Source organism: Lentimicrobium sp. S6 (assembly GCF_013166635.1).
Taxonomy (GTDB): Bacteria; Bacteroidota; Bacteroidia; order Bacteroidales; family UBA12170; genus UBA12170.
In genome coordinates this window covers 90,436-114,734 of the sequence record NZ_JABKBZ010000003.1, presented here as the reverse complement: position 1 = coordinate 114,734, position 24,299 = coordinate 90,436, and the positions used below count along the sequence as shown (strand labels likewise).

Here is a 24,299-nt window from a genome sequence, read left to right as displayed (position 1 = left end):
ATGCATGAATGGATAGCGTCATGAGTTCTTTAGATTCCAGGGCTCCAATCCTCTCGTACACTCAAGGCTTTGATCCCTTTCATTTCTCTAAACAAATACAGCTCAAGAGAGCTTTGTTACGACTAAAATCAAAAACAAAACCCTTGTCAGTTAAACTAACAAGGGCTTTTCCATATCCTAAAATTCTATCTAAACTATTGACAAGAATTAAATATAATCTTCAGTTGGGGCGCAAGTGCAGAATAAATTTCTATCACCATAGGCATCATCAATTCTTCCAACGGCTGGCCAATATTTATCTTCGTTAGACCAATCTCTTGGGAAGGCAGCTTGTTGACGACCATAAGGCTTGTCCCACTCATTTGCAGTAACCATTCCTGCTGTATGTGGTGCATTCTTAATAATATTGTCTTTCTTATCTGCTTTACCCTCCTCTATCTCTCTAATCTCTTCACGGATAGACTTCATGGCATCAATAAAACGATTCAACTCACTCAATGGCTCACTTTCTGTTGGCTCTACCATTAAAGTTCCAACTACAGGGAAAGCTACTGTTGGCGCATGGAAACCAAAGTCCATTAAACGCTTAGCAATATCTATTACCTGAAGCCCCGCTGTTTGAGAGAACTTATTACAATCGATAATCATTTCATGAGCAACTCTACCTTTGTTTCCAGTATAAAGAATTGGATAATCATCCTTTAAGCTATCTTTCAAATAATTGGCATTTAATATAGCATACTTAGTAGCATCTAATAATCCTTCACCACCTAAAAGCTTAATATATCCGTAAGAAATAGGTAAAATGGAAGCACTTCCAAATGGAGCTGCCGCGACAGGAGAAATTCCTTTTTTACCACCAGTTTGAAATACTGGATGTCCAGGTAAGAATTCAACTAAATGAGCTGCTACACCAATAGGACCAACTCCAGGACCACCACCACCATGAGGGATAGAAAAAGTCTTATGCAAATTTAAATGGCAAACGTCAGCACCAATAAAACCAGGATTGGTAATACCTACCTGAGCATTCATATTAGCACCATCCATATAAACTTGTCCGCCATTGGCATGAACTATCTCTAGAGCTTCAGTAACACCTTTCTCATATACACCATGTGTACTAGGATAAGTCACCATTAAAGCACCTAAATTATCTTTATGTAATTCTGCTTTCTCGCGTAAATCATTAATATCAATTTCACCATTATCGGTGGCTTTCACAACGACTACCTTAAAACCAGCAACTACAGAACTTGCAGGATTGGTTCCATGGGCAGAAGAAGGGATTAAACAGATATTTCTATCATGGTCTCCTCTACTTTCGTGATAAGCACGAATCACCATTAATCCAGAATATTCACCATTGGCACCACTATTGGGTTGGAAAGACATACCAGCGAAACCAGTAATCTCACAAAGATCGCTTTCTAAATCTTGAATCAACTCTAAATAACCTTCCACCTGATCTCTTGGAACAAATGGGTGGATATTACCAAATTCTGGCCAGCTTAATGAAAACAAAGTAGCAGCAGGATTCAACTTCATGGTACAAGAGCCCAAAGGAATCATAGAGCGATTTAAAGATAAGTCTTTAATCTCCAATTTCTTTAAATATCTCATCATTTCAGTTTCTGAATGATAAGAATTAAATACCGCATGAGTTAAATAATCAGAAGTTCTTTGGAATGCTTCAGGAATGATATTCTCTGAAACCAAATCGTCCATAGCTACTGATTCACCATCCTCAGATTGAGCAAAAACTTCAAGAATATCGTTTAAATCATCTAAGGTAGTAGTTTCGTTAATGGAAATCCCTACTGCATCCTCAAAATACCTAAGGTTCATTTCTTTGTTTAAAGCAGCTTGCGCTATCAAAGCAATATTCTCAATACCAGAAATATACAATGTATCAAAGAAAACTTCATTCTCTTGTTGATATCCTAAAGCTTCCAACCCATCAGATAATGCTACTGCATTTTGATGAATATCTTGAGCTATTTCTTTCAACCCTTTTGGACCATGATAAGCAGCATACATGGCAGCCATACTCGCTAAAAGAGCTTGGGCTGTACAAATATTTGAAGTTGCTTTTTCGCGTTTGATATGTTGTTCGCGAGTTTGAAGTGCCATTCTTAAAGCAGGATTACCTTGGCTATCTTTGGAGATACCGATAATTCTACCTGGCATATTTCTTTTGAACTTATCAGAAGTGGCTAAGAAACCTGCATGAGGCCCACCAAAACCCATAGGAACACCAAAACGTTGAGATGACCCAATAACGATATCGGCACCCCACTCGCCTGGAGCTTTCAATAATAATAAGCTCATTAAATCAGCAGCAGCAATTACCAATGCTTCTTGAGTATGAGCCATTTCAACCACCTTAGTATAATCAATAACTGCTCCTCTGTCATTTGGATATTGAAGAATGATTCCAAAATAAGTATCATCCATTTCAACACATTGGAAATCACCAATAATTAATTCAATACCTAGTGGCTTCGATCTTGTTTCAAGTAAGGCAATAGTTTGAGGGAAGATATCTTTATCCACAAAAAACTTATTGGCACCAGTCTTAGTTTTTGCTCTACTTCTGGCATTAAAAGCCATCAACATAGCCTCTGCTGCAGCTGTACCTTCGTCGAGAAGAGAACAATTGGAGAGTGGCATAGCCGTAAGATCTGAAATGACCGTTTGGAAATTCAATAAGGCTTCTAATCTACCTTGAGAAATCTCTGCTTGATAAGGAGTATAAGCTGTATACCAGCCTGCATTCTCCAACATATTCCTCTGAATAACCGGAGGAAGGATGGTAGGATAATATCCCATTCCAGTAAAACTACGGAATTGTTTATTTTTCTGACCTAATGCTTTTAGATGGTTTATATATTCAAATTCGTTGATTCCATCAGCTAAATCAAGTGGTTTTTCTAAACGTACTTGATCGGGAACAGTATCGTAAATAAGTTCATCGATATTGGCAACGCCAATTTTCTCCAACATCATTGGTAAATCCTCTTCGCGGATACCCAAATGACGAGCAACAAAGTTATTGGTTATCATTATCTTACGTGTTTAAAATATGATTTTTTACAAAGCCCAAAGTTAATGACTTTAAGAGATTTATTAATAAGTATTTCTCTTATCCTTGATATTTAACAAAATAATTTAATTTTGCAGCAAAATAACAATTAAGAAATGGGAAGAGCATTTGAATACAGAAGAGCAGCAAAAGAAAAACGCTGGGACAAAATGTCTAAAGTTTTTCCAAGATTAGCAAAAACGATCACCATGGCCGCCAAAGAAGGCGGACCTGATCCGGATATGAATCCGAGACTAAGAACTGCCATTCAGAATGCCAAAGGGCAAAACATGCCTAAAGATAATATTGACAATGCCATAAAAAGAGCTGCCGGTAAAGATGCTGATGCTTATACCGAAATTTCTTACGAAGGGAAAGGTCCTCATGGTGTTTTGGTATTTGTGGAATGTGCCACAGACAACTCCACTCGTACGGTTGCCAATGTAAAATCATATTTCAATAAAGCAGGTGGTTCCATGGTTCCATCGGGTTCTTTAGAGTTTATGTTTAACCGTAAAGCGGTTTTTGAAATTGAGAAAGAAGAGCATGATATTGAAGATTTAGAATTGGAGTTGATTGATGCAGGTTTAGAAGAGATTGAAGCCGTTGACGACACAATATTCATCTATGCTGATTATACCAATTTCGGAACCTTAGGCAGTGCCATTGAAGACATGAAATTAGAAGTGAAGAAAGCCACATTAAATAGATTCCCCACCTCTCCAGTAGAATTTACTGAAGAGCAATTACAGGACATCGAAAAGATGATGGATAAAATAGAAGATGATGACGACGTGCAAAATGTTTATACTAATATTTTGTAGCAGATTCTGAATCTAATATAATTTAGAAAAAGCCATTCAATTTATTTTGGATGGCTTTTTTTTGAGCTAGCAATAATTATTCCATCTGTTATTAAAGCTTATAATGTAATTATCTTAATTTTACTTTTAAATTAAAGAAATAAAAAAATGGATATTGAATCAGTTTTAATTTTTAGTGTCATTATAGCTGCGGTTTTTCTGAATTTTACCATGACTCATTTTCGAAAAGCATCTTGGTTTCCATATTCTACTAGATGGATAATTTCGATTGCTCTATCGATGATAGGCTTGATAGGTTTTATCTTTTTCAGACATAAAAGTCTTGAGGAGGTCTGGGCCAGTACCATCCTTTTTTCACCATTAATTTTAACCATCATAGATAGTTTTTTTAGGCATTTGAGTTTTAAATATCAAGATCGAGAATGGCAATTTTACACAAGCTTAGATAGTGCTTTCCCCCAAAATGAATCTGAATATAGTTTATGGGATATTGTATTTACTATTTTAAGCTTATTTTTAATTTTCATCATGATTCTGTTATCATACTATATTGCTGATTTGAACTCGCTGTATTATATAGAAAACGCTCCAAAATAATACTAGGCCTCCTTTCACTTGAACTTTATTAGAAAACCACTGCTTATCCAAAATGTATACATCTTCTACCAAATTGTTTAAGTGCTAATTAGCCTTCATTTCTCAACTTTGCATCATAATAATTTGAACAAAATATAGAATGATGACTCAAAAGAATAAATTTGGTAAAAAAGGATGGACTCCGGAATTAATGAAGTCCCAGAAAGACAAAACATTTGTTATAACAGGCACTACCAGTGGTACAGGATTTGAAGCAACGCGAATACTTTTATCCAAAGGAGCAAAAGTGGTGATGTTGAATCGTAACCCAAAAAAATCGGATGACGTCATTGCAAAGTTAAAACAAGAGCTTGGTGCCAATATAGAGGTGTCAGCTATAAAAATGGACCTTGGTATTCAAGATTCTGTTAAACAAGCCGCAAAAGAGGTTCTTAAGAAAGTTGATCGCATTGATGCACTTATGTGTAATGGAGCAATAGCTCAGGTGCCAAAACGAACGACTACTAAAGAGGGATGGGAAAGCCAAATGGGTGTTAATTACTTTGGACACTTTACACTCCAAGCTATTCTATATCCATTGATTGAAAAATCCAAGGGGCGTATTGTAACAGTAGGTAGTATGGGTTATGATATGGGACTTAAAACCATCAAATTTGATGATTTGAACTGGGAAAAAGATTATACTGCTAATGACGCCTATAGCCAAAGTAAATTGGCACAAATTATGACCATTTATGAATTACAGAATAGATTGGAAAAAGCGAGTAAAACAGATGTGAAAGCCTATGCTTGTCATCCAGGTTCTTCAAGAACCAACTTAATAAATACCAGTGGTAGTTTTATGATGAAGATTATTTTTGGTCTGATGAAATTTTCACCTTTAACACAGCCTGCTGAGAATGGTGCTTATCCTGAACTAATGTGTGCAACAGAAGAGGATTTAGACCAAAGTGCTTTTTACGGACCTACCGGACGTAGTAATTGGGTTGGGCCTGTTGGTGCTCATCACATAGAAGCTCATGCTAAGGACAAAGCTGTAGCAAAGAGGCTATGGGATTTATCAGAAAAAGAAACAGGTATTACATGGAATTTTTAAATCTCTAAAACACAAAAACAATGGCCATATTAAAAGCAGCAACAGATTGGGCAAAAGCCGAAGTTTTCTCTACCTCCTTCTTTATTCTTTTTGGAATCGCTTTTGTGGCCGCAAGCATAGGTTTCTGGCACTTAGGAAAAACAGATTTAGCGAAAGCATATATCATACCCACTTTAGTAGCCGGAGCCATGCTTATGACCATCGGATTTGGATTGCTCTTCACCAACAAAGCAAGAATTTCACAATTTGAAAAAGCCTATAATAAAGACACCTCTGCCTTTATTAAATCAGAAACTGCTCGTGTAGATGCTACATTGAAAGAATACAATACTGTAGTTTTTAAGGCTATTCCCCTTATTATCATAGTAGCTGCATTGCTCATTATACTTATCAATACTCCTATTTGGCGAGCCATTAGCATTACAACTATTGCTATGCTCATAGTTATTTTAATAATCGATGGAACAGCTTATGCCAGAATTAGTGAATATAAAGAACAACTCACTATAGTAGAAAAATAGAAAGAGAATAAACGTAAAACAGCAAATTCAACTGGATTTAATAAAAACCTTAATTTTGTATTAATGAATAGCATCAACTTTAAAAATATAACGGAATTTAATCAGGCTCAGAATTTGCCTGAGCCCGAGAATCCTCTCTTTAGTATTGGTCATAAAAAGCTAAGTGCTGAGGAAATTGAAAATTGCGTTTCTTCAAAAGGTGAAGTGAGCTATACCAATCAATTTTATGTCATCAGTTTGAAGAACATTGTTTCGGGTGAAATTCTTTATGGCCGCACAAAATATGATTGCAGCACAGGAACTTTGTTGTTTTCTGCACCTCATCAAACCTATACTGTAAAAGATATTGTAATCAGTTCGGAATCATGGTTTATGGCTTTTCACGAAGATTTTATTCGAGGATTGGATATTCAAAAGCAAATCAAGAAGTACAACTTCTTTAATTATAATGTAAACGAAGCACTTCATCTTTCGCCAAAGGAAGAGAAAACCTTAAAATCAGTTTTTCGTAATATTGAAGCAGAATACCAAAACAATCAGGATGAATTTAGCAAGGAAATTATCTTAACTCATTTGGAAGCTTTATTAAAATATGCTGACCGATTTTACAAACGCCAATTCTTGAATCGTAAAGATATCAATAAGGCACTATTTACACGATTCACTGAAATACTAGATGAGTATTTAGAGTCAGGCCAATTAGAAGAAAAAGGAATTCCAACGGTGGAGTGGATTGCAGATAAACTGAGTGTCAGTCGTAGGTATATGAGTGATACTATTAAAGCCGAAACTGGAAAAACAGCTATTGACCAAATTAATTTATATTTGGTAGAAGAAGCAAAAAACCTGCTGCTTTCGCCTCATGCCACTATTTCAGAAACTGCATATAAACTGGGTTTTGAATATCCTCAATATTTTTCACGCTTGTTTAAAAAGAAAACAGGGATTAGTCCTAAGGAATATATAGAAAATGCAATACTAAACTAAACACCCGCTAGGTCATTTTTGCAATCGACTAAATATACTAAACTGAATTAAAATCATGCATTATGTGCCATCGGAAAACATTTCCGATGGAGCGTTTTTCGCGAAATCTATACCAGGATCAGATTTACAATCCAACCACAAAAAACTTTGATGAAAATAATTTAACCTATTAAAACCATTCTTATTAAATTTACCTGAATTTTATTTTTAAAACCATGCACATTGAACATACAAAAGCTCCAGATTTAATCACCAATAATTGGTCTGGAGGAACCACAACACAATTAGCCATATTTCCAAAAAACGCCAATTATAAAAAGCAGAACTTTCTATTTAGAATAAGTACCGCCACTGTTGAAACTGAGGAATCGAGTTTTACTAAATTGCCCAATGTAGCTCGGAAACTCATTATCTTAGATGGAGAAATTAAAATTGACCATGAGAATCATCACTCCAAAACGATTAAGAAATTTGAGCAAGATGCGTTCTCAGGCGATTGGAATACTAAGAGTTACGGGAAAGCGACCGATTTTAACTTAATGTTAAAAGGCGAGTGCACAGGCGAAATTGAGGCGATTACATTTCACCATCTTAAAAGTATTTCTCTAAAACCTAATTTTAAATACTATGGTTTCTACATTTTTAAAGGAGAGACAAAACTATCTATTCAAGATCAATCAATTATTGCTAGTAAAGGTGAAGTCATCAGTATTTATTCAGAAAATGAAATTGGGAAGATAGATTTTAAAGCCTCTCTCGAATGCGAGATGATTTTGTGTAGAATAAATTATTAGATGAAATTGTTGCTGCTTAGCATTATATTTCTTGGTTCCTTAAGCCATTTGATTTACACTCTCAGCCTACCCAAAAAACGCCTCAAAACTACTTAGTGACTCTTCGTAAAATCCCTTGTGGCTCTTCGTGACACAGCTTTTCAACATCCTGCCCCGCATAAAAGGACAAGCTCCACAAAGAAAACTCATAGCATCTCAAAAAAGGATATACAAGCTATAGCAAATCATTAAAAAAGAAATATAATTAAATACATTTAGAATTCTCTCCATTTTCTAATTTTAAATCAGGGTAATTTTTCTATTTTTACAAAAACATAAACAATCTCCATAATCATGAAAAAGACCTTATTATTTGTATTTATTGCCACAATATTATTTAGTTGTTCTCCAGAAGAAAAAAAACAGACCGTTTTTGAACAGTGGAGGGGAGAAAATAGAGATGGTAAATATCAGGAACAAGATCTTTTAAAAACATGGCCAGAGGAAGGCCCAGAATTATTATGGTTTAATGAAGATTTGGGAGAAGGCTATGGTTCTCCTATCATCACTGACAGTGCATTATACATTATAGCTTCTAGAGATAGCATTGCTACGGTTGTGGCTTTTGATATAAATGGAAATATAAAATGGCAAAAGGATTTTGGCTCTGAATGGAATACCAGTTATCCAGGAACAAGGTCCACCCCTACTCTAATAAATGATCTTCTCTATGTCTCATCTGGAAGAGGCGATATATCGTGTATGAAAAGTAAAAATGGTGACATTATTTGGTCTAAAAGCTTGTTGACTGATTTTCATGGAAAAACACCCTATTTTGGATACGCACAATCTTTACTTATTAATGATAGCATGGTGTATGCTATGCCCGGAGGAGCCGACACCAATATTGTTGCACTAAATAGATATAATGGAAATATTATTTGGATATCTAAAGCCAAGGGAGAAATACCAGCCTATAACTCGCCAAAAATAGTTGACATTAATGGAAATCAAGTTCTGGTCACCTACTCTAAAGAAAACTTTATGGGTATAGATGCAAAAACAGGAAATCTACTTTGGAGTGAGTCTTTTACTTCAAAATATCCAAACCATGCCAACACTGTTATATATGAGGATAGCTCAATATTTACTGCGGCCCCCATAGGTCATGGTTTATTAAAGTATAAATTATCTGAGGATGGTTCATCAATAACAAAGATATGGCATGATACCATCATTGGAAATTATTTCGGAGGAATGATCAAATTGGGTGACAAATTATACACTGGAGCTGGAGGAAGAAGTAAAGAGCTATTGATGTTAAATGCTAATACAGGTGCAATTATGGATTCTCTTGAAACAGGGAATGGTTCGATCATTTATGCAGATGGAATGCTTTATACCTATGCACATAAAAGAGGAAATGTTTGTTTGGTCAATCCTGAAACTTTTGAAATTAAGGGAAGTTTTAACGTCAAAAAAGGAACAAAAGAACATTTCTCTCATCCTGTGATCAAAAATGGGGTGCTGTATATCAGACATGGAAATGCATTACTTGCTTACGATATCAAGCTAAAAAAATAAGCTATTCCATAATCAGTAATTGAATCTTGATACGCGCTTAATTACAAAAATTCGGAAACAATAAAGGTGAGTCATATTATAATTTATGACCCACCTTTTCATTTAGAAACCTTTGGTTTATCTTGCAATATGTATTTTCTCAACCACAGAATAATCCTCCGAAGTTACTTTAATAAAATACTCTCCCTGAGGAAACTGGCTGACAACAATCTTCTCATCCTGAAGAACCCTCTCTTTTGACAAGAGTAATTCTCCTAACATCTTATAAATTTCTATATTCTGAGGCTTACTAGAGGATTGGATATAAACCCAATTGGAGCTAGGGTTTGGATACATATTTGCAACAGATCAACTTGTTCAATACCAGTAAAACAACCACCTTCAAAGATTTCCTCCTCTGCAAACACTGAAGATATACCCGATTGGTCCATAACCTGAACACTACAATGATAAATTCCATCAGCTAATTCAGAAATCGTATACTTAAGACTCATTCCTATATTTCCTTGCTTGGGCATGTAGTGAAACCCAGAATTTTCAGATTTTGGATCAATGATAGATTGAGAACAAAATACATCACCCATTCCAGGAGCACTTCCAACATAAATATTATACTGCAAAGTTTCTATTGGAATATGGTCATCATAGGAAGCTGACTAAGTCAACATCAGGCTATTATCATTTACTTCTGAAATCAGATCCGTTGGAGAATCAGGAGCCTAGTTTATACTATTTATATTATCTATTTGCATCATTGATAAATATACCCACATCTGTATCGCCTAAGCTATCATAACCTATGGCAAAAACATCCAAATCTCCTTCATTATCAATATCAGATAGATCAATTGTTCCAGATCCAAACCCAGGAATACTATGTGTTAAATTGGTGAATGAGCCATTCTCATTTATAAATATTTTAGTTGATATATATATAAGATGGGGCATCCCCTGTCATGATAACATCCATATCCCCATCGTTATCAATATCCCCTGGAATAACTATAATATTTGAATTACTGGTGCGCACTCCAAACAATCCAGTATTATCCCACTCAAAACCTTCTCGATTGTTTTTATAAACAACAAAAGCAATGATGATGGTCATGTAATGTTTAACTAAGCATAAACCTATTTAAGATTTTTGAATAAATGCTCACTATTATGTGAAATTATTCATAACCTTGTATGGAAATAAAACAACTTAATATCACAACGAAATGAAAAACTCTATATTACTACTATTTATACTCTTAATTATAACTACAAGCTGTACATTTAAAGAAGAAAAACACACCTCATATGTTCTAAAAAATAAAAACCTTCAAATCCATGTTGATCTTCCGGAGGAAGGTTATAAAGCTTCTAGATTTGATTGGACAGGTAAAATTACTGCTGTAAAATACAAAGGCATTTATGTTTCTGGAACTGAAAAATTAAACCATAAGTACAGCATGATATATGGGGAAGGTTTTTATAATGAATTTGGGATAGATAGACCTATCGGTTTTGAGGATATTAAACAAGGTGATTATTTTCATAAAATAGGAATCGGACGATTAAAAAAAGAAGGGGAACAATATCAATTTAGTAAAAACTATGAAATTGAGCCTGCAAAATTTAATATTACTGAGGAATCCAATAAACTAATCATTGAATGTAGTGCTCCAAATGCTAATGGTTATTCCTATGAATTGAAAAAAGAAATTGAATTATTAGAAAGTGGTTTTGTGATTAGATATCATCTACGGAATACCGGCGAAAAAACCATAATGACTAATGAATATACTCACAATTTTCTTGCTATCAATAGAGAATTAATGGGGAGTCATTATATCTTAAGATTTCCCTTTCAAATTAAACCCGAATCATTTGGAGCTACTGTTAATCCAGAGGGGAAAGTGATCATTGGACAAAAGGAAATATCATTTAATGAAACTCCAAACGAACAATTTTTCTTCAGTAATCTTTCAGGAAATGAAAATATTGAAGCATCTTGGGAATTAATCAATACCAAAAGCAAAATAGGGATTAGTGAAAAAGCAAGCTTTAAAACCCCTAAAGTAAATGTTTGGGGGTGGAAACATGTCATTAGTCCGGAGTTATTCTTTGATATAAATGTGGAACCAAATCAGGTTGTGGAGTGGTCAAGAACCTATACTGTATTTGAAATAAATTGATAAATATCATATTTACTGGGTAGGCTTTTACCTTAATAGCCAACCTGATATTAACCTCTGATCAGTATCAAAAGCACACAATTCATAAAAAATACTTCCATCAGAGCATTGTAATTGCTTTTATTATAATGAGTCAAATCAATTTCGCTTTCCAATAGTTGCAATTCAAATGTATACACCATCCATCTCTAAAATACTTATCACTCCAATTCCTTCTTATAAGTCTCAGGAATAAATAAGGCCACAATCACTCCAATCACACATGAAGCCATTAAATAATAAACAGGCATCCAAACATCTCCCCCACTTTGCTTGACCAACCAGGTACAAACCAATGGTGTAGTTCCTCCAAAAATGGCAAGGGAAAAATTATAGCTGATAGACAAGCCGGTATATCTCACTTTTGCAGGAAAAGACTCCGTCATTAAGGCAGGCATCACAGCTTGAAACATTGCTTCAAAAACAGCAAATACCAACATAGCTATTAATATGGCCTCAAAAGTATTCTCAAACATCAAAGCAAATAGCGGATAACTAAAAATAATAAATCCGAGGAGGGATAAAAACAGTACTGTCTTTCTGCCAATTTTATCTGTTAAATGACCAAAAAGAGGAATCATCAACATCAATACTATTAAGGTAATGGTGTGAGCTGATAGCGCATCGTCTAGTTTTACCTGATGAAAAGTATGTAAATAAGATGGCAAGAAGATAAATATTAAATAAACTGAAACTCCAAATGCCCAACTCAATAACATAATTTTTAATGCTTGTAATTTATAAGACGCCCAAAATTCGGCCAAAGGTGTTTTATAAGAAGATTGTTCTTTGTTGGCCTCCTCAAAATGTTCCTCTTCTCCCATTCCTTTCCTAAGGTAAAGACCAACAATTCCAATCACAGCACCAAAAAGAAATGGTATTCTCCAACCAAAATCGTGCAGCTGCTCAGTGCTCAATATGGAAGTGATGATAGAGCCTAAACCAGAGCCCAATAGCATTCCTCCAAAAACTCCAAATGTAGACCATGAACCAAAGAATCCACGTTTGCCCTTTGGTGCTTTTTCAACTAAAAAAGAAATGGAACCCGTGAACTCTCCTCCTACTGATAAACCTTGGAGGAGTCTTAATAGAACCAATAAGAGCGCTGAATACCATCCAATGTCTGCGTATGTTGGCAAAAATCCAATAAGAGTCGTAGGAATAGCCATCAGTAAGATAGAGTATAATAAAGCTTTCTTTCTACCTTGTCTATCACCAATATGTCCAAATATAATTCCTCCGATAGGTCGCATTAAATAACCAGCTGCAAAAATCCCAAATGCAGAAATCAATTGCACCACTTTATCCTCGTCAGGGAAAAATTGCGCTCCAATCACAGTAGCAAAGAATCCATATACAGTAAAATCATACCATTCTAAAATATTTCCGGAAAATCCAGCAATAAGCGATCGCATATTAATACTGGAGTTTTTTGACTTTTCTTTCATTTCATTTGGTTTTGGTGAAAAACACTAGCCTAAAGTTAGTAATAATCAACTACATATCTCTAGTTCTTGATAAATAAATAAACAATATTGAATTATAACTGGCAAACAATAGAGTTTCATTACTCCAATTATTTAATTGACAACTGGCTAAACCTTCAGTATTCAAGATTCTTAGCCTTATTTCAAGAAAAAGTTAAACAAAAAAAACCCACCTCAAAAGAGATGGGTTCAATAGTTATATAATTGCACTCCCTTTAATTAGGTTTAAGGCTCCTATTTTCAGCTAAAACAACTTGTTCTTCTATACTAGTCAAATCAGACTCTGTTAAAATGATTGTTTTAGAATCCTCAGAATTTTCTTCACTTACTTCTATAGATTGTACTTCATTTATCGATTTCACCATTTCAATTTTGTTCACTGGTTCTTCTCCAGCTAATTCCCAATTCACATTGGCAATACTTGGTGCAATCACTAATGCCACTACTGACATCAATTTTAATAAAATATTTAATGATGGTCCAGAAGTATCTTTAAAAGGATCACCTACTGTATCTCCAACAACAGAAGCTTTATGAGAAGCTCCTCCTTTTTTGTGCTCGTAACCATCTATTACCTGTCCTTCTTCGATCATCTTCTTAGCATTATCCCAAGCTCCTCCAGCATTTGATTGGAAGATCGCCATCAGTACACCACTAGTGGTAACTCCTGCTAGTAATCCACCCAACATTTCAGGTCCGCCTATAAAACCAACTAGAGTTGGAGTTACAATGGCTAATAAACCAGGCAAAACCATTTCTTTTAATGATGCTTTTGTAGAAATTGCCACACATTTTTCATATTCAGCTTTGGTTTGAGCATGTTCTACCTCATCAACTTCTGCTTGTGTCGCTTTTGATAAATCAGAATTATATTTCTTCATAATTTTCAGAGCCGATTTAAGTTCAGGAATGTTAGCGAACTGTCTTCTTACTTCTTCAATCATTTTCATAGCTGCTCTTCCTACAGCATTCATAGCTAAGGCTGAAAATACATAAGGCAACATGGCTCCCACTAATAATCCAGCCATAACTGTTGGCTTGGAAATATTAATACTACTAATACCAGATTGTTGCATAAAAGCAGAGAATAAAGCTAAAGCTGTTAATGCAGCTGAGGCAATAGCAAAACCTTTACCAATGGCAGCTGTAGTATTTCCTACAGCATCTAATTTATCTGTTCTTTGCCTTACTTCTTCTGGTAGATCACTCATTTCGGCAATTCCACCAGCATTATCAGCAATAGGTCCATAAGCATCTACTGCTAATTGGATTCCTGTATTAGCAAGCATTCCAACAGCTGCTATAGCAATACCATATAACCCTGCAAAATAGAATGCTCCAATTATACCAGCAGCAATAATAAGAATTGGTATAGCTGTAGACATCATACCTACACCTAAACCTGCAATAATATTTGTAGCAGAGCCTGTAACTGATTGCTTTACTATTAAAGTAACAGGTTTTGTTCCTGTACCTGTATGATATTCAGTAATTTTACCAACACCTAATCCCGCAACTAGTCCCACAATGGTTGCCCAAAATACACCAAGTGCAGTATAATCTTTTCCACCGAGGCTCCAAGCCTCTGGTAATAGATTTGTAATTATAAAATATGCTCCAACTAACATCAAAGCTGCCGATATAAATTCTCCTTTATTTAATGCTGTCTGAGGGTTTCCTCCTTCTTTAACTTTAACAAAAAAGGTACCAATAATAGAAACTAAAATTCCTACGCTAGCTAATGCCAATGGCAACATGACAGCTCCTAATGAAAATTCTGAAAAAGCTGGCAAAACAGAAAAACTAGCTCCAAGAACCATAGTTGCAATAATTGAACCTACAAAAGATTCATAAAGGTCAGCTCCCATTCCTGCTACATCACCTACATTATCACCTACATTATCGGCAATAGTTGCAGGATTGAGCGGATGATCTTCTGGAATACCGGCTTCAACTTTACCTACCAAATCAGCTCCAACATCTGCAGCTTTAGTATATATTCCTCCCCCAACTCTTGCAAACAGTGCAATAGATGAAGCCCCTAATGAAAAAGAACTAATCACATTTAATACCACAGTGATTCCCCAATCTACACCAATTACATAATTATAAAATAAGAATAATCCACCTAATCCGAAAACACCAAGACTTACAACTCCTAGTCCCATAACACTTCCGCCATTAAAAGCTACTACTAGTGCTTTACTTATCGATGTACGTGCTGCATTTGTGGTTCTAACATTTGCTTTTGTTGCAATATTCATCCCAATATATCCTGCTAAGGCAGAAAATACAGCACCAACAATAAACGACAATACAGCAAAACCATTGGAACTGTCCTGTGCTGTGCTATTAAAAAATAAAAGAACTGCGACTGCTACAACAAAAATAGAGAGAACTTTATACTCAGATTTTAGGAAAGCCATTGCTCCCTTTGAAATATGTCCTGCAATAACGGCCATTTTTTCAGTCCCAACCTCTTGTTTGTTAACCCAAGACGTTTTCCAAAACATAAACACAAATCCAGCTATAGAAAATGCCAGAATAAAATAGATGATAGAATCCATATAATTAAGTTTTTATTTATTTCTTTTAAAATGATGGTAATATTCTTTGGTATTAGGTCTGGTTCCCAACAAAAATATAAAAATATATATGCTGATTATATGCATGCATAAAAGATTTTTTTCTATATTTGAAAGATATTACCGCAGAATTTTTATCCAGCTCCTATTTCAGTGTAATTTCCATCAATATATTTTAGTACAACTACTTACACAAATATTTCTCCGGAATTTATAGCTCCTTAATTCTCAACCGCAAACGATTGAAATTTTACAGACTTTTTTTCTTATTTATTCTATTATTCGATTTTTATTTAATGTAGTATTTTTCAACTCTACTTAATCCTAATTCTGGCATTATCCTAGCTAAATTAAATTTAACAAAAAATATATTGTTAATTTTATGTTAATATTTTAAAACCATTTGGTCTAAAATCTCCTAAACTTTTAGTTATCATGAATTTTACTTTCTCTCTTTCATTCAAAATACCTATTTTTAGGTATTGTCGTACCTATTTGCTTTTTTTACATTTGCCTCATGATAATCAATGAACATACTAAGATATTGGAAATTATAAAGTCGAATGAGCAAGCCATTGAAATCATTGCACAAATCAATTCGAATTTTAAAAAATTAAAAAATCCAGTTTTGCGCAAATTACTAGCTCCTAGAGTGAATGTAAAACAAGCGGCAAAAATTGGAGGAGTAAGTAGCGATAGTATTCTGGAAGCACTTAGCAAAATAGGATTCCAAATAGAGAACTGTCAACCAAAAGAAACCATAAATATACCTGAATTAGAAAAACAAATTAATATGAATCACCTAGAGAAAATCACCCTTGATGTACGCCCTATATTAAATTCGGGGGAAGATCCATTCAATAAAATTATGGCACAACTAAAAACGATGAATGAGCACCAAGCTTTATTAATCATCAATACTTTTGAGCCTATCCCTCTTCTGAATATATTAAAAGATAAAGGATTTTCATACCAAACAACCCGTCCAACAGAACAAGAAGTACATACATTATTATATAAAACTTCTGAAGAGAAATTAGAGGAGCCTAAAAATGAAAAGCCTAATAAAGATTGGAGTTTCGAGCACGTTGAAGAAGCGTACAAAGGTAAAATGGCGGAACTAGATGTACGAGATCTAGAAATGCCTATGCCAATGGTGAGCATTCTTGAAGCTGTTGAGAATATCGATTCAAAAAACGCTCTATTTGTTCATCACAAAAAACTTCCTCAATATCTAATACCAGAATTGAAAAACAGAGACTTTTCATTTGTTTCTAAAGAAATAGACAGCGCTAATATTAAACTTATCATATTTAAATCATGAATTCAGGATTAAGCACAAAAAATGCTCCATCTCCAGGAGTAGTCATCCCCTATTATATCTATAGTGCATTTAGTTTGGTATTAGCCTCTATTATGATGTTGGTATCGGGAGAGAATATTCTGGCCTCTTTTATTGGGCCAAACCTATTAAGCTTTACTCATATGCTCGTTCTAGGCTGGGTAAGTATGGTTATTTTCGGAGCTCTTTACCAGTTGATTCCTGTAGTAATGGAGGTGAAAATTAACAGTGAAAAGATGGCTCATTTCAGTTTCTGGACCCTTGCCATTGGAAACATCCTCTTGAGTTTTAGCTTTTGGCAGAACTATACGTCACCAAAATGGATGAGCATTATTGGAGGAAGTCTTGTTCTTCTTTCCATTATCGTGTTTGTCATCAATTTTGTTGCAACGGCAAGAACAACCCGTGTAAAATCCACACAGAATAACTTTATCATCACTTCTGTATTTTGGCTTTCACTTACTGTTGCTTTAGGCATAGCTATTTTGTTAAATAACAAATTCTATTTCATGCAGATTTCGCCCATTGAACTGCTAAAAGCTCATGCAGCTCTTGGTCTTATTGGATGGTTTCTGATGTTAGTGATGGGAGTAGCAAGTATTTTACTCCCAATGTTCTTTATTGTACACAACTTGAAAACCATTTATATTAAGATAAGCTATGCCCTCACCAATTTAGGGCTAACCTTTCTTGTTGTTTCTTTATTGTTATCATTTCCATCATGGACTAAAGAAATTGCTGGCCTTATGATTCTATTAGGAGTGGCTTCATTTGTAAGATATAATTTTGATGCCTATAAAAACAGATTAAGAAAGAGACTGGATATTGGAATGAAATTGACCGTTCTATCCTTCCTTTTATTGGCTGCAAGTTTTATAAATGGATTATTGGTATTTCTGGCTCCTGATTTTCTATCAGCTCAAATTATACCGCTGAGCTTGGCATTTGGAATGAATCTTATTTTGGGATTCTTCACCTCCCTTATTTTAGGACAAATGTATAAAACACTTCCTTTTATTCTTTGGCTGGCCAGATATCAAGATAAAGTAGGGAAATTCAAAACTCCACTTCCGGCTGACCTATATTCAGAGAAAATAGCAAATGCTCATTATTACAGTTTTATCACCGCAATTATACTATTGAATATTAGCCTATTTGTTCATTGCAAACTTACATTTTATGGAGGAGTTATTGCCTTGTTTATTACAGCTTTCCTCTATACTTACAATACAATGAAAATCGTTTTACATAAAGAGAATTTGAAACCATTAAAATAAATCCCATGTTAGATAATCTTACAAAAACAGAACAAAATATTCTTAACCAAATTAAAACAGTTATTGATCCTGAAGTAGCCATAAATATAGTAGATTTAGGTTTAATCTACGAGATACATCACCAAGAAGATGAAAAGAAAATTCAAGTCATCATGACATTATCAGCTAGAGGATGCCCTGTTGGAGATACCATAATCAACCATGTAAAAACCGTTATTGAAAACGAATACTCAGAATATGAAGTACAAGTTGATTTAGTATGGGAGCCTCAATGGACACCATCAATGATTACAGATGAAGGCAAATCTGCATTGAACCAGTAGAACAGCCTATACAAAATAGAGAGAGCTGAAGTGAGAACTTTGGCTTTTTTCATGCCTTATTATTACCGAATCCTGAGCTCAAATTCAAAAAATAATGTACATTTGTTACACTTTTTTAAGATTATGCAAAAGATAGAATTGAAAATATTTGGCTTATCCTATAGCCACTCCCAGAGCTCAGCTTATGCGCTCATTTTAGACGAAAAAAAAGGAAATAGAAGGCTTCCCATCATAGTTGGTGGGCTAGAAGCTCAAGCCATTGCTATTGAGGTAGAAAAGATGAAACCAGCAAGACCCCTCACCCATGATCTATTTAAAACCTTTGCTGAAACCTATAATATTACAGTGAGAGAAGTCATCATCAATAAATTCCTTGAAGGCATTTTTTATAGTGCATTGGTTTGTTTTGATGGAACTAACGAAATCGAACTAGACAGCAGAACCTCCGACGCTGTAGCCATTGCTTTGCGCTTCGACTGTCCAATTTACACCTACGAACATGTAATGGCTAGTGCTGGTGTAGTGATGGAAATAGAAGATGAAATGGGCTTTGAAGTGGAATCATTGAATGAAGAGGTAGATAATGAATTGGAAATTTTAAATCTGATGGAATTAGAAGAATCCTTAAAAAGTGCTATTGAGAATGAAGAATACGAAAAAGCCTCGGTCATTCGAGATGAAATAGGCAGAAGAAAAAATCAATAAACATATTTAACCATAAATAAATGACCATATGAGTATTAAGAATCGTTTAATCATCATGAACTTCCTCCAGTTTTTCATCTGGGGGGCTTGGCTTATTACTATTGGAGGATATTGGTTTCAAAATAAAGGATGGTCTGGTGCCGACTTTGGAATCATATTTTCAACCATGGGAATCGCCTCCTTGATTATGCCTGCACTATCAGGAATTATTGCTGACAGATGGATCAATGCAGAAAAGTTACTAGGTATATTTCATATCATTGGAGCAGGAGTATTAGCCTACCTTCCACAAATAAACGATCCAAATACATTCTTTTGGGTCATGCTGATTAATATGATTTTTTACATGCCAACTATCTCACTTTCAATTACAGTAGCATATTCAGCTCTCAATAAAGCCAAAAAAGACATTGTAAAAGAATACCCACCTATTAGAGTTTATGGAACCATAGGATTTATCATAGCCATGTGGACAGTAAGTTTATTAAAGATTGAAACATCTTCCATGCAATTTTATGTGGCTAGTATCGCCTCTGTAATTCTAGGCTTATATTCATTTACGCTACCTAAGTGTGAAGTGAGTAAAGATATCGAAACAAAGTCTTTTGTTGATACACTTGGTTTGAATGCATTTGCCTTATTTAAGAACTCTAAAATGGCCATGTTCTTTATCTTCTCCATGTTACTTGGTGCTTCTTTACAGCTTACCAATATGTATGGTGATACATTCCTTCACGATTTTGCTAAAATTCCAGAATACAAAGATCTATTGGTGATAGAATACCCAGCGATTATCATGTCCATTTCACAAATATCAGAAACCTTATTTATACTTGCTATACCATTCTTTTTGAAAAGATTTGGTATTAAAAAAGTGATGCTTATGAGTATGATAGCATGGGTTATTAGGTTTGCATTATTCGGTTATGGAAATCCAGCTGATTATTTATGGATGATTATTCTTTCAAATATTGTATACGGAATGGCTTTTGACTTCTTTAATATTTCGGGGTCTCTGTTCGTAGAAACACAAACAGATTCTAAAATTAGAGCCAGTGCTCAAGGTCTATTTATGATGATGACAAACGGCTTTGGTGCAATTTTAGGCTCATGGTCGAGCGGTATTATTATTGATAAATTCTTCTTAAATAATGATGGAAATTATATGTGGCAAGAAATATGGACTTCTTTTGCAATCTATTCACTCCTTATAACTGTGGCTTTCGCCTTGATGTTTAAGCACAAACATGAACCAGAAAAAATTGGTGAAATAGCACATTAGAGTTTATAATAAAGACGAAAACAAAACATGATTCAATACTTAAACCTACTAGAAAGAGTTTTAGAGGAAGGCACCGAGAAAACGGACAGAACAGGAACAGGAACAAAGAGTGTTTTTGGACATCAGATGCGTTTCGATCTAACTAAAGGCTTTCCGATTACTACCACTAAAAAGCTGCACCTACGCTCTATCATTCACGAGTTATTGTGGTTTTTAAAAGGTGATACCAATGTGAAGTATCTTCAAGAAAACAAAGTGAGGATTTGGAATGAATGGGCCGACGAAAATGGTGACCTAGGTCCTATTTATGGTTATCAGTGGCGTTCATGGCCTAGCGCCGATGGACAACATGTTGATCAAATTAGCCAAATCATTGATTCAATTCAAAACAATCCAGACTCTAGGCGTCATATAGTAAATGCATGGAATGTAAGTGAGATTTCGAAGATGGCACTGCCTCCTTGTCATATACTTTTCCAGTTTTATGTAGCCAATGGAAAGTTGAGCTGTCAACTCTACCAACGCAGCGCAGATATCTTTTTAGGGGTACCATTTAATATTGCAAGTTACGCACTTCTAACTATGATGATAGCCCAAGTTACTGGACTTGAGCCAGGAGATTTTGTGCATACTATAGGTGATGCTCATATTTACAATAATCACATGGACCAAGTAAAACTCCAACTTACTCGTAATACTAAAGAACTACCTACCATGAAACTCAATCCTGAAGTCAAAAGCATCTTCGACTTTAAGATTGAAGATTTTGAGCTTGTTAATTATGAGGCTCATCCTACTATAAAAGGGGATATTGCGGTTTAAACATCCTCAAAAAAAGCATAAAAAAAATCCATCATTTCTCAATGATGGATTTTTTTTGTTCATTTTCTAATTACTTCACATATTTGAAGTCTTTTCCTGGGAAATAAGCAGCACTTCCTAAGATTTCTTCAATGCGTAATAATTGGTTATATTTTGCTATTCTATCAGAACGGCTAGCAGAACCAGTCTTGATTTGACCAGTATTTAAAGCTACAGCTAAATCAGCAATAGTAGTATCTTCAGTTTCACCAGATCGGTGGCTCATCACAGCAGTATAACTATTAGATTGTGCCATCTTAACAGCGTTGATAGTTTCTGTTAATGTACCAATTTGGTTCACTTTAATTAGAATAGAGTTAGCGATATCTTTTTCAATACCCATTGATAATCTATCAGTATTAGTTACAAATAAATCATCACCTACTAATTGAATTTTATCACCCAATCTTTCAGTCATTAATTTCCAACCATCCCAATCATCTTCACTCATACCATCTTCAATTGATACAATAGGGTATTTCTTAGCCCAATTATCCCAAAAATCAACCATCTGACCAGGAGTTAATTTATCCCCTGTTGACCATTTAAGGTGATACATATTTTCTTCTGGTAGAAAATATTCAGCAGAAGCTGGATCTAAAGCGATAAAGATATCTTCACCAGGACGGTATCCAGCCTTCTCAATAGCTTGTAAGATTAGTGTTAAAGCCTCTTCATTAGATTTAAGGTTTGGAGCAAATCCACCCTCATCACCAACGTTTGTTGAGTAACCTTGTTTCTTTAAAACTGATTTAAGATTATGGAAAACTTCAGCACCCATTCTTAAAGCCTCTGAGAAACGCTCAGCACCAGCAGGCATAATCATAAACTCTTGGAAATCGATACTATTATCAGCGTGAGAACCACCATTAAGGATGTTCATCATTGGAATAGGAAGTGTATTAGCACTTGTTCCACCGATATATCTATAAAGATACTGTCCTGTTTCTTGAGCAGCAGCATTAGCACAAGCTAAACTTACACCTAACATAGCGTTAGCACCCAATTTTGCTTTATTTGGAGTACCATCGATTTCGATCATTCTAGTATCGATATCAATTTGGTCAGTTACATACATTCCTTTAAGCTCATCATTCAAAATTTTGTTTACATTTTGAACAGCATTAAGAACACCTTTACCTAAGAATCTATTCTTGTCATCATCACGTAACTCAACAGCTTCGTGAACACCGGTACTAGCTCCAGAAGGGACAGCCGCACGGCCTACGATACCATTACTTGTAAATACATCTACTTCTACTGTTGGATTCCCTCTTGAGTCCAAAATTTCTCTTGCATGAATGTTGGTTATTGCTCCCATTTCACTAATTTTTTAAACGGTTTATTAAATTTTTTAATTGAAATATCTTTGTATTTTCAATTGAGCAGCGAAGATACGAAATTAAATTTTGCGCAAAAAAAAAGGTCTGAAAAAATCAGCCCTTTTAACTTATTTAGATTAAAGATGTTTATTTTCTAAAGAATTCCAGATGGATCATATGTAGTAGTTTTTGTACACTTTCCTTCACTACAGTCCGTACAATAGTAACCATTCTGTGGATTTATTTGTGGTTCACATTCACCAGAGGAACTAGCCCCTGTACTAGTACATCCTGAACAAGTAACAGTATAACCACCACCTGGTGCTGCCTTCATCTCATATAGTTTACCATCCTTCAAAACCAATGGAATAATAGAAACAGAATGGTTAGTGAGATCAACACCTTTTAAAATGTGATATCCGTTAATATTAACTATAGTAATTTCATCCAGCACTACTGACAAGTCATTGTTTTTATTTAATACGTCCTCCCATTTGGTTTTAATCTCAATGGTACTTTTTGTAATTAAATACTCTCCTTGAGATAATTCACCAATCACTTCTTGGAAACAATCTGAATTTTCATTGGAATTTGACTTTAGTTGAACATCAGAAGGGTTTTCATCAAATGGATTAACATCTCTATTTTCACAACTTGAAATAAACGAAACAAGTAGTACTACCGATAATAATAATAAAGCTTTTTTCATAATGTATTTTTTAATATGTGAATAATAAAAGGCCAGATTCTGAATCAAATTAAAATAAATAAAATCTCAGTTTCTAGTCTTATGTTAAATATATACCAAATATAAAAAGAATAAATCCTAAAAACAAGTCATTATCAAGATCCAAAAAAGCCCGATATTTTCGATATCAGGCTCCACAACTTTTTTCAAAAGACTATTCAGCTTTCTTTTCTTCTGTAGCTTCTTCTTTTGCTTCGGTAACTTCTTCTGCTTTAGCTTCAACAGTTTTCTCTGCTGCTGCTTCTGCAGTTTTTGTTGCACCACCACCACGACGGCTTCTTCTAGACTTCTTCTTAGTCTCTTTAGTGCTTAACATATGCTCGTTATAATCTACTAATTCGATCATACACATTTCAGCATTGTCACCTAAACGAGTTCCTAATTTGATTATTCTAGTGTAACCACCTGGACGGTCAGCCACTTTCATAGAGATGTCTCTGAATAATTCAGTAACAGCATCTTTGCTTTTTAAGTAAGCAAATACAACTCTTCTTGAATGTGTGCTATCTGTCTTTGATTTAGTAATCAATGGTTCAACATAGATTTTAAGTGCTTTAGCTTTGGCAACTGTAGTTTTTATTCTCTTGTGTATGATAAGAGAGGTTGCCATATTAGAAAGCATGGCTTTTCTATGCGCACTTCTTCTTCCTAAATGATTAAATTTCTTATTATGTCTCATGT

General features: G+C 34.7%; 24 protein-coding genes. 14 read left to right on the top strand and 10 right to left on the bottom strand.

Annotation, left to right across the window (positions count from 1 at the left end):
• Window positions 1-207 precede the first annotated feature (207 nt).
• Window positions 208-3,066: an aminomethyl-transferring glycine dehydrogenase gene (gene gcvP, locus HNS40_RS02345; protein ID WP_172277069.1), complete on the bottom strand. Its 2,859-nt coding sequence runs from the start codon at window positions 3,064-3,066 to the stop codon at window positions 208-210.
• Between the two features lie 135 nt (window positions 3,067-3,201).
• Here gcvP and HNS40_RS02340 point away from each other — a divergent pair, with 135 nt between their 5' ends.
• The 7 genes from HNS40_RS02340 to HNS40_RS02310 all read left to right on the top strand — a co-directional run bounded on the left by HNS40_RS02340 (window position 3,202) and on the right by HNS40_RS02310 (window position 9,467).
• A complete protein-coding gene (locus tag HNS40_RS02340; RefSeq protein ID WP_172277066.1) occupies window positions 3,202-3,909 on the top strand; it encodes a YebC/PmpR family DNA-binding transcriptional regulator in 708 nt (235 codons plus the stop codon).
• 147 nt (window positions 3,910-4,056) lie between these two features.
• The gene (locus tag HNS40_RS02335) at window positions 4,057-4,506 is read left to right on the top strand and encodes a hypothetical protein (protein ID WP_172277063.1); all 450 of its coding nucleotides are present in this window, start codon (window positions 4,057-4,059) and stop codon (window positions 4,504-4,506) included.
• Window positions 4,507-4,648: 142 nt separating this feature from the next.
• On the top strand, window positions 4,649-5,602 hold the full coding sequence (locus tag HNS40_RS02330; RefSeq protein WP_172277060.1) for an SDR family oxidoreductase: 954 nt from the start codon (window positions 4,649-4,651) through the stop codon (window positions 5,600-5,602).
• 20 nt (window positions 5,603-5,622) lie between these two features.
• The gene (locus tag HNS40_RS02325) at window positions 5,623-6,123 is read left to right on the top strand and encodes a hypothetical protein (RefSeq protein ID WP_172277057.1); all 501 of its coding nucleotides are present in this window, start codon (window positions 5,623-5,625) and stop codon (window positions 6,121-6,123) included.
• Window positions 6,124-6,186: 63 nt separating this feature from the next.
• Window positions 6,187-7,110 (top strand): AraC family transcriptional regulator, encoded by a 924-nt coding sequence (locus HNS40_RS02320; protein WP_172277054.1) that lies wholly within the window; start codon window positions 6,187-6,189, stop codon window positions 7,108-7,110.
• A gap of 215 nt (window positions 7,111-7,325) precedes the next feature.
• Entirely contained in the window at window positions 7,326-7,904 is a 579-nt protein-coding gene (locus HNS40_RS02315; RefSeq protein ID WP_172277051.1) for a HutD family protein, read from the top strand.
• A gap of 333 nt (window positions 7,905-8,237) precedes the next feature.
• Window positions 8,238-9,467, top strand: coding sequence for a PQQ-binding-like beta-propeller repeat protein (locus HNS40_RS02310; RefSeq protein ID WP_172277048.1), 1,230 nt, complete (start codon window positions 8,238-8,240; stop codon window positions 9,465-9,467).
• A 117-nt stretch (window positions 9,468-9,584) separates the two neighbouring features.
• Here HNS40_RS02310 and HNS40_RS02305 read toward each other — a convergent pair whose 3' ends face one another.
• The 4 genes from HNS40_RS02305 to HNS40_RS02290 all read right to left on the bottom strand — a co-directional run bounded on the left by HNS40_RS02305 (window position 9,585) and on the right by HNS40_RS02290 (window position 10,575).
• The gene (locus HNS40_RS02305) at window positions 9,585-9,803 is read right to left on the bottom strand and encodes a T9SS type A sorting domain-containing protein (RefSeq protein ID WP_172277045.1); all 219 of its coding nucleotides are present in this window, start codon (window positions 9,801-9,803) and stop codon (window positions 9,585-9,587) included.
• The gene (locus tag HNS40_RS02300) at window positions 9,740-10,087 is read right to left on the bottom strand and encodes a hypothetical protein (RefSeq protein ID WP_172276714.1); all 348 of its coding nucleotides are present in this window, start codon (window positions 10,085-10,087) and stop codon (window positions 9,740-9,742) included. Before HNS40_RS02300 ends, HNS40_RS02305 begins: the two co-directional genes overlap by 64 nt.
• A 118-nt stretch (window positions 10,088-10,205) precedes the next feature.
• Window positions 10,206-10,415: a hypothetical protein gene (locus HNS40_RS02295; protein ID WP_172277042.1), complete on the bottom strand. Its 210-nt coding sequence runs from the start codon at window positions 10,413-10,415 to the stop codon at window positions 10,206-10,208.
• The gene (locus HNS40_RS02290; protein WP_172277039.1) at window positions 10,387-10,575 is read right to left on the bottom strand and encodes a hypothetical protein; all 189 of its coding nucleotides are present in this window, start codon (window positions 10,573-10,575) and stop codon (window positions 10,387-10,389) included. Before HNS40_RS02290 ends, HNS40_RS02295 begins: the two co-directional genes overlap by 29 nt.
• 112 nt (window positions 10,576-10,687) lie before the next feature.
• Here HNS40_RS02290 and HNS40_RS02285 point away from each other — a divergent pair, with 112 nt between their 5' ends.
• Entirely contained in the window at window positions 10,688-11,647 is a 960-nt protein-coding gene (locus HNS40_RS02285; protein WP_216663650.1) for a hypothetical protein, read from the top strand.
• 200 nt (window positions 11,648-11,847) lie between these two features.
• Here HNS40_RS02285 and HNS40_RS02280 read toward each other — a convergent pair whose 3' ends face one another.
• Entirely contained in the window at window positions 11,848-13,134 is a 1,287-nt protein-coding gene (locus tag HNS40_RS02280) for an MFS transporter (protein ID WP_172277036.1), read from the bottom strand.
• Between the two features lie 254 nt (window positions 13,135-13,388).
• Complete coding sequence (locus HNS40_RS02275) at window positions 13,389-15,740, bottom strand: sodium-translocating pyrophosphatase (protein ID WP_172277033.1); 2,352 nt, start codon at window positions 15,738-15,740, stop codon at window positions 13,389-13,391.
• A gap of 535 nt (window positions 15,741-16,275) precedes the next feature.
• Between HNS40_RS02275 and HNS40_RS02270 the strand changes: the two genes are divergently transcribed.
• The 6 genes from HNS40_RS02270 (at window position 16,276) to HNS40_RS02245 (ending at window position 21,509) form a co-directional block, all read left to right on the top strand.
• Window positions 16,276-17,082, top strand: a complete 807-nt coding sequence (locus HNS40_RS02270) for a DUF2249 domain-containing protein (RefSeq protein ID WP_172277030.1) — start codon at window positions 16,276-16,278, stop codon at window positions 17,080-17,082.
• The gene (locus HNS40_RS02265) at window positions 17,079-18,377 is read left to right on the top strand and encodes a hypothetical protein (RefSeq protein ID WP_172277027.1); all 1,299 of its coding nucleotides are present in this window, start codon (window positions 17,079-17,081) and stop codon (window positions 18,375-18,377) included. Before HNS40_RS02270 ends, HNS40_RS02265 begins: the two co-directional genes overlap by 4 nt.
• Before the next feature lie 5 nt (window positions 18,378-18,382).
• Window positions 18,383-18,700: a metal-sulfur cluster assembly factor gene (locus tag HNS40_RS02260; protein ID WP_172277024.1), complete on the top strand. Its 318-nt coding sequence runs from the start codon at window positions 18,383-18,385 to the stop codon at window positions 18,698-18,700.
• A gap of 123 nt (window positions 18,701-18,823) precedes the next feature.
• A complete protein-coding gene (locus tag HNS40_RS02255; RefSeq protein ID WP_172277021.1) occupies window positions 18,824-19,405 on the top strand; it encodes a bifunctional nuclease family protein in 582 nt (193 codons plus the stop codon).
• Between the two features lie 28 nt (window positions 19,406-19,433).
• On the top strand, window positions 19,434-20,687 hold the full coding sequence (locus tag HNS40_RS02250) for a nucleoside permease (RefSeq protein ID WP_172277018.1): 1,254 nt from the start codon (window positions 19,434-19,436) through the stop codon (window positions 20,685-20,687).
• Between the two features lie 27 nt (window positions 20,688-20,714).
• Window positions 20,715-21,509: a thymidylate synthase gene (locus HNS40_RS02245; protein ID WP_172277015.1), complete on the top strand. Its 795-nt coding sequence runs from the start codon at window positions 20,715-20,717 to the stop codon at window positions 21,507-21,509.
• Between the two features lie 70 nt (window positions 21,510-21,579).
• On the opposite strand, the gene eno is transcribed toward HNS40_RS02245, so the two are convergent.
• From eno to rplQ, 3 genes are all read right to left on the bottom strand, one after another.
• Entirely contained in the window at window positions 21,580-22,869 is a 1,290-nt protein-coding gene (eno, locus tag HNS40_RS02240; protein WP_172277012.1) for a phosphopyruvate hydratase, read from the bottom strand.
• A 155-nt stretch (window positions 22,870-23,024) separates the two neighbouring features.
• Entirely contained in the window at window positions 23,025-23,579 is a 555-nt protein-coding gene (locus HNS40_RS02235) for a hypothetical protein (protein WP_172277009.1), read from the bottom strand.
• Window positions 23,580-23,772: 193 nt separating this feature from the next.
• The gene (gene rplQ, locus HNS40_RS02230; RefSeq protein ID WP_172277005.1) at window positions 23,773-24,297 is read right to left on the bottom strand and encodes a 50S ribosomal protein L17; all 525 of its coding nucleotides are present in this window, start codon (window positions 24,295-24,297) and stop codon (window positions 23,773-23,775) included.
• Window positions 24,298-24,299 lie beyond the last annotated feature (2 nt).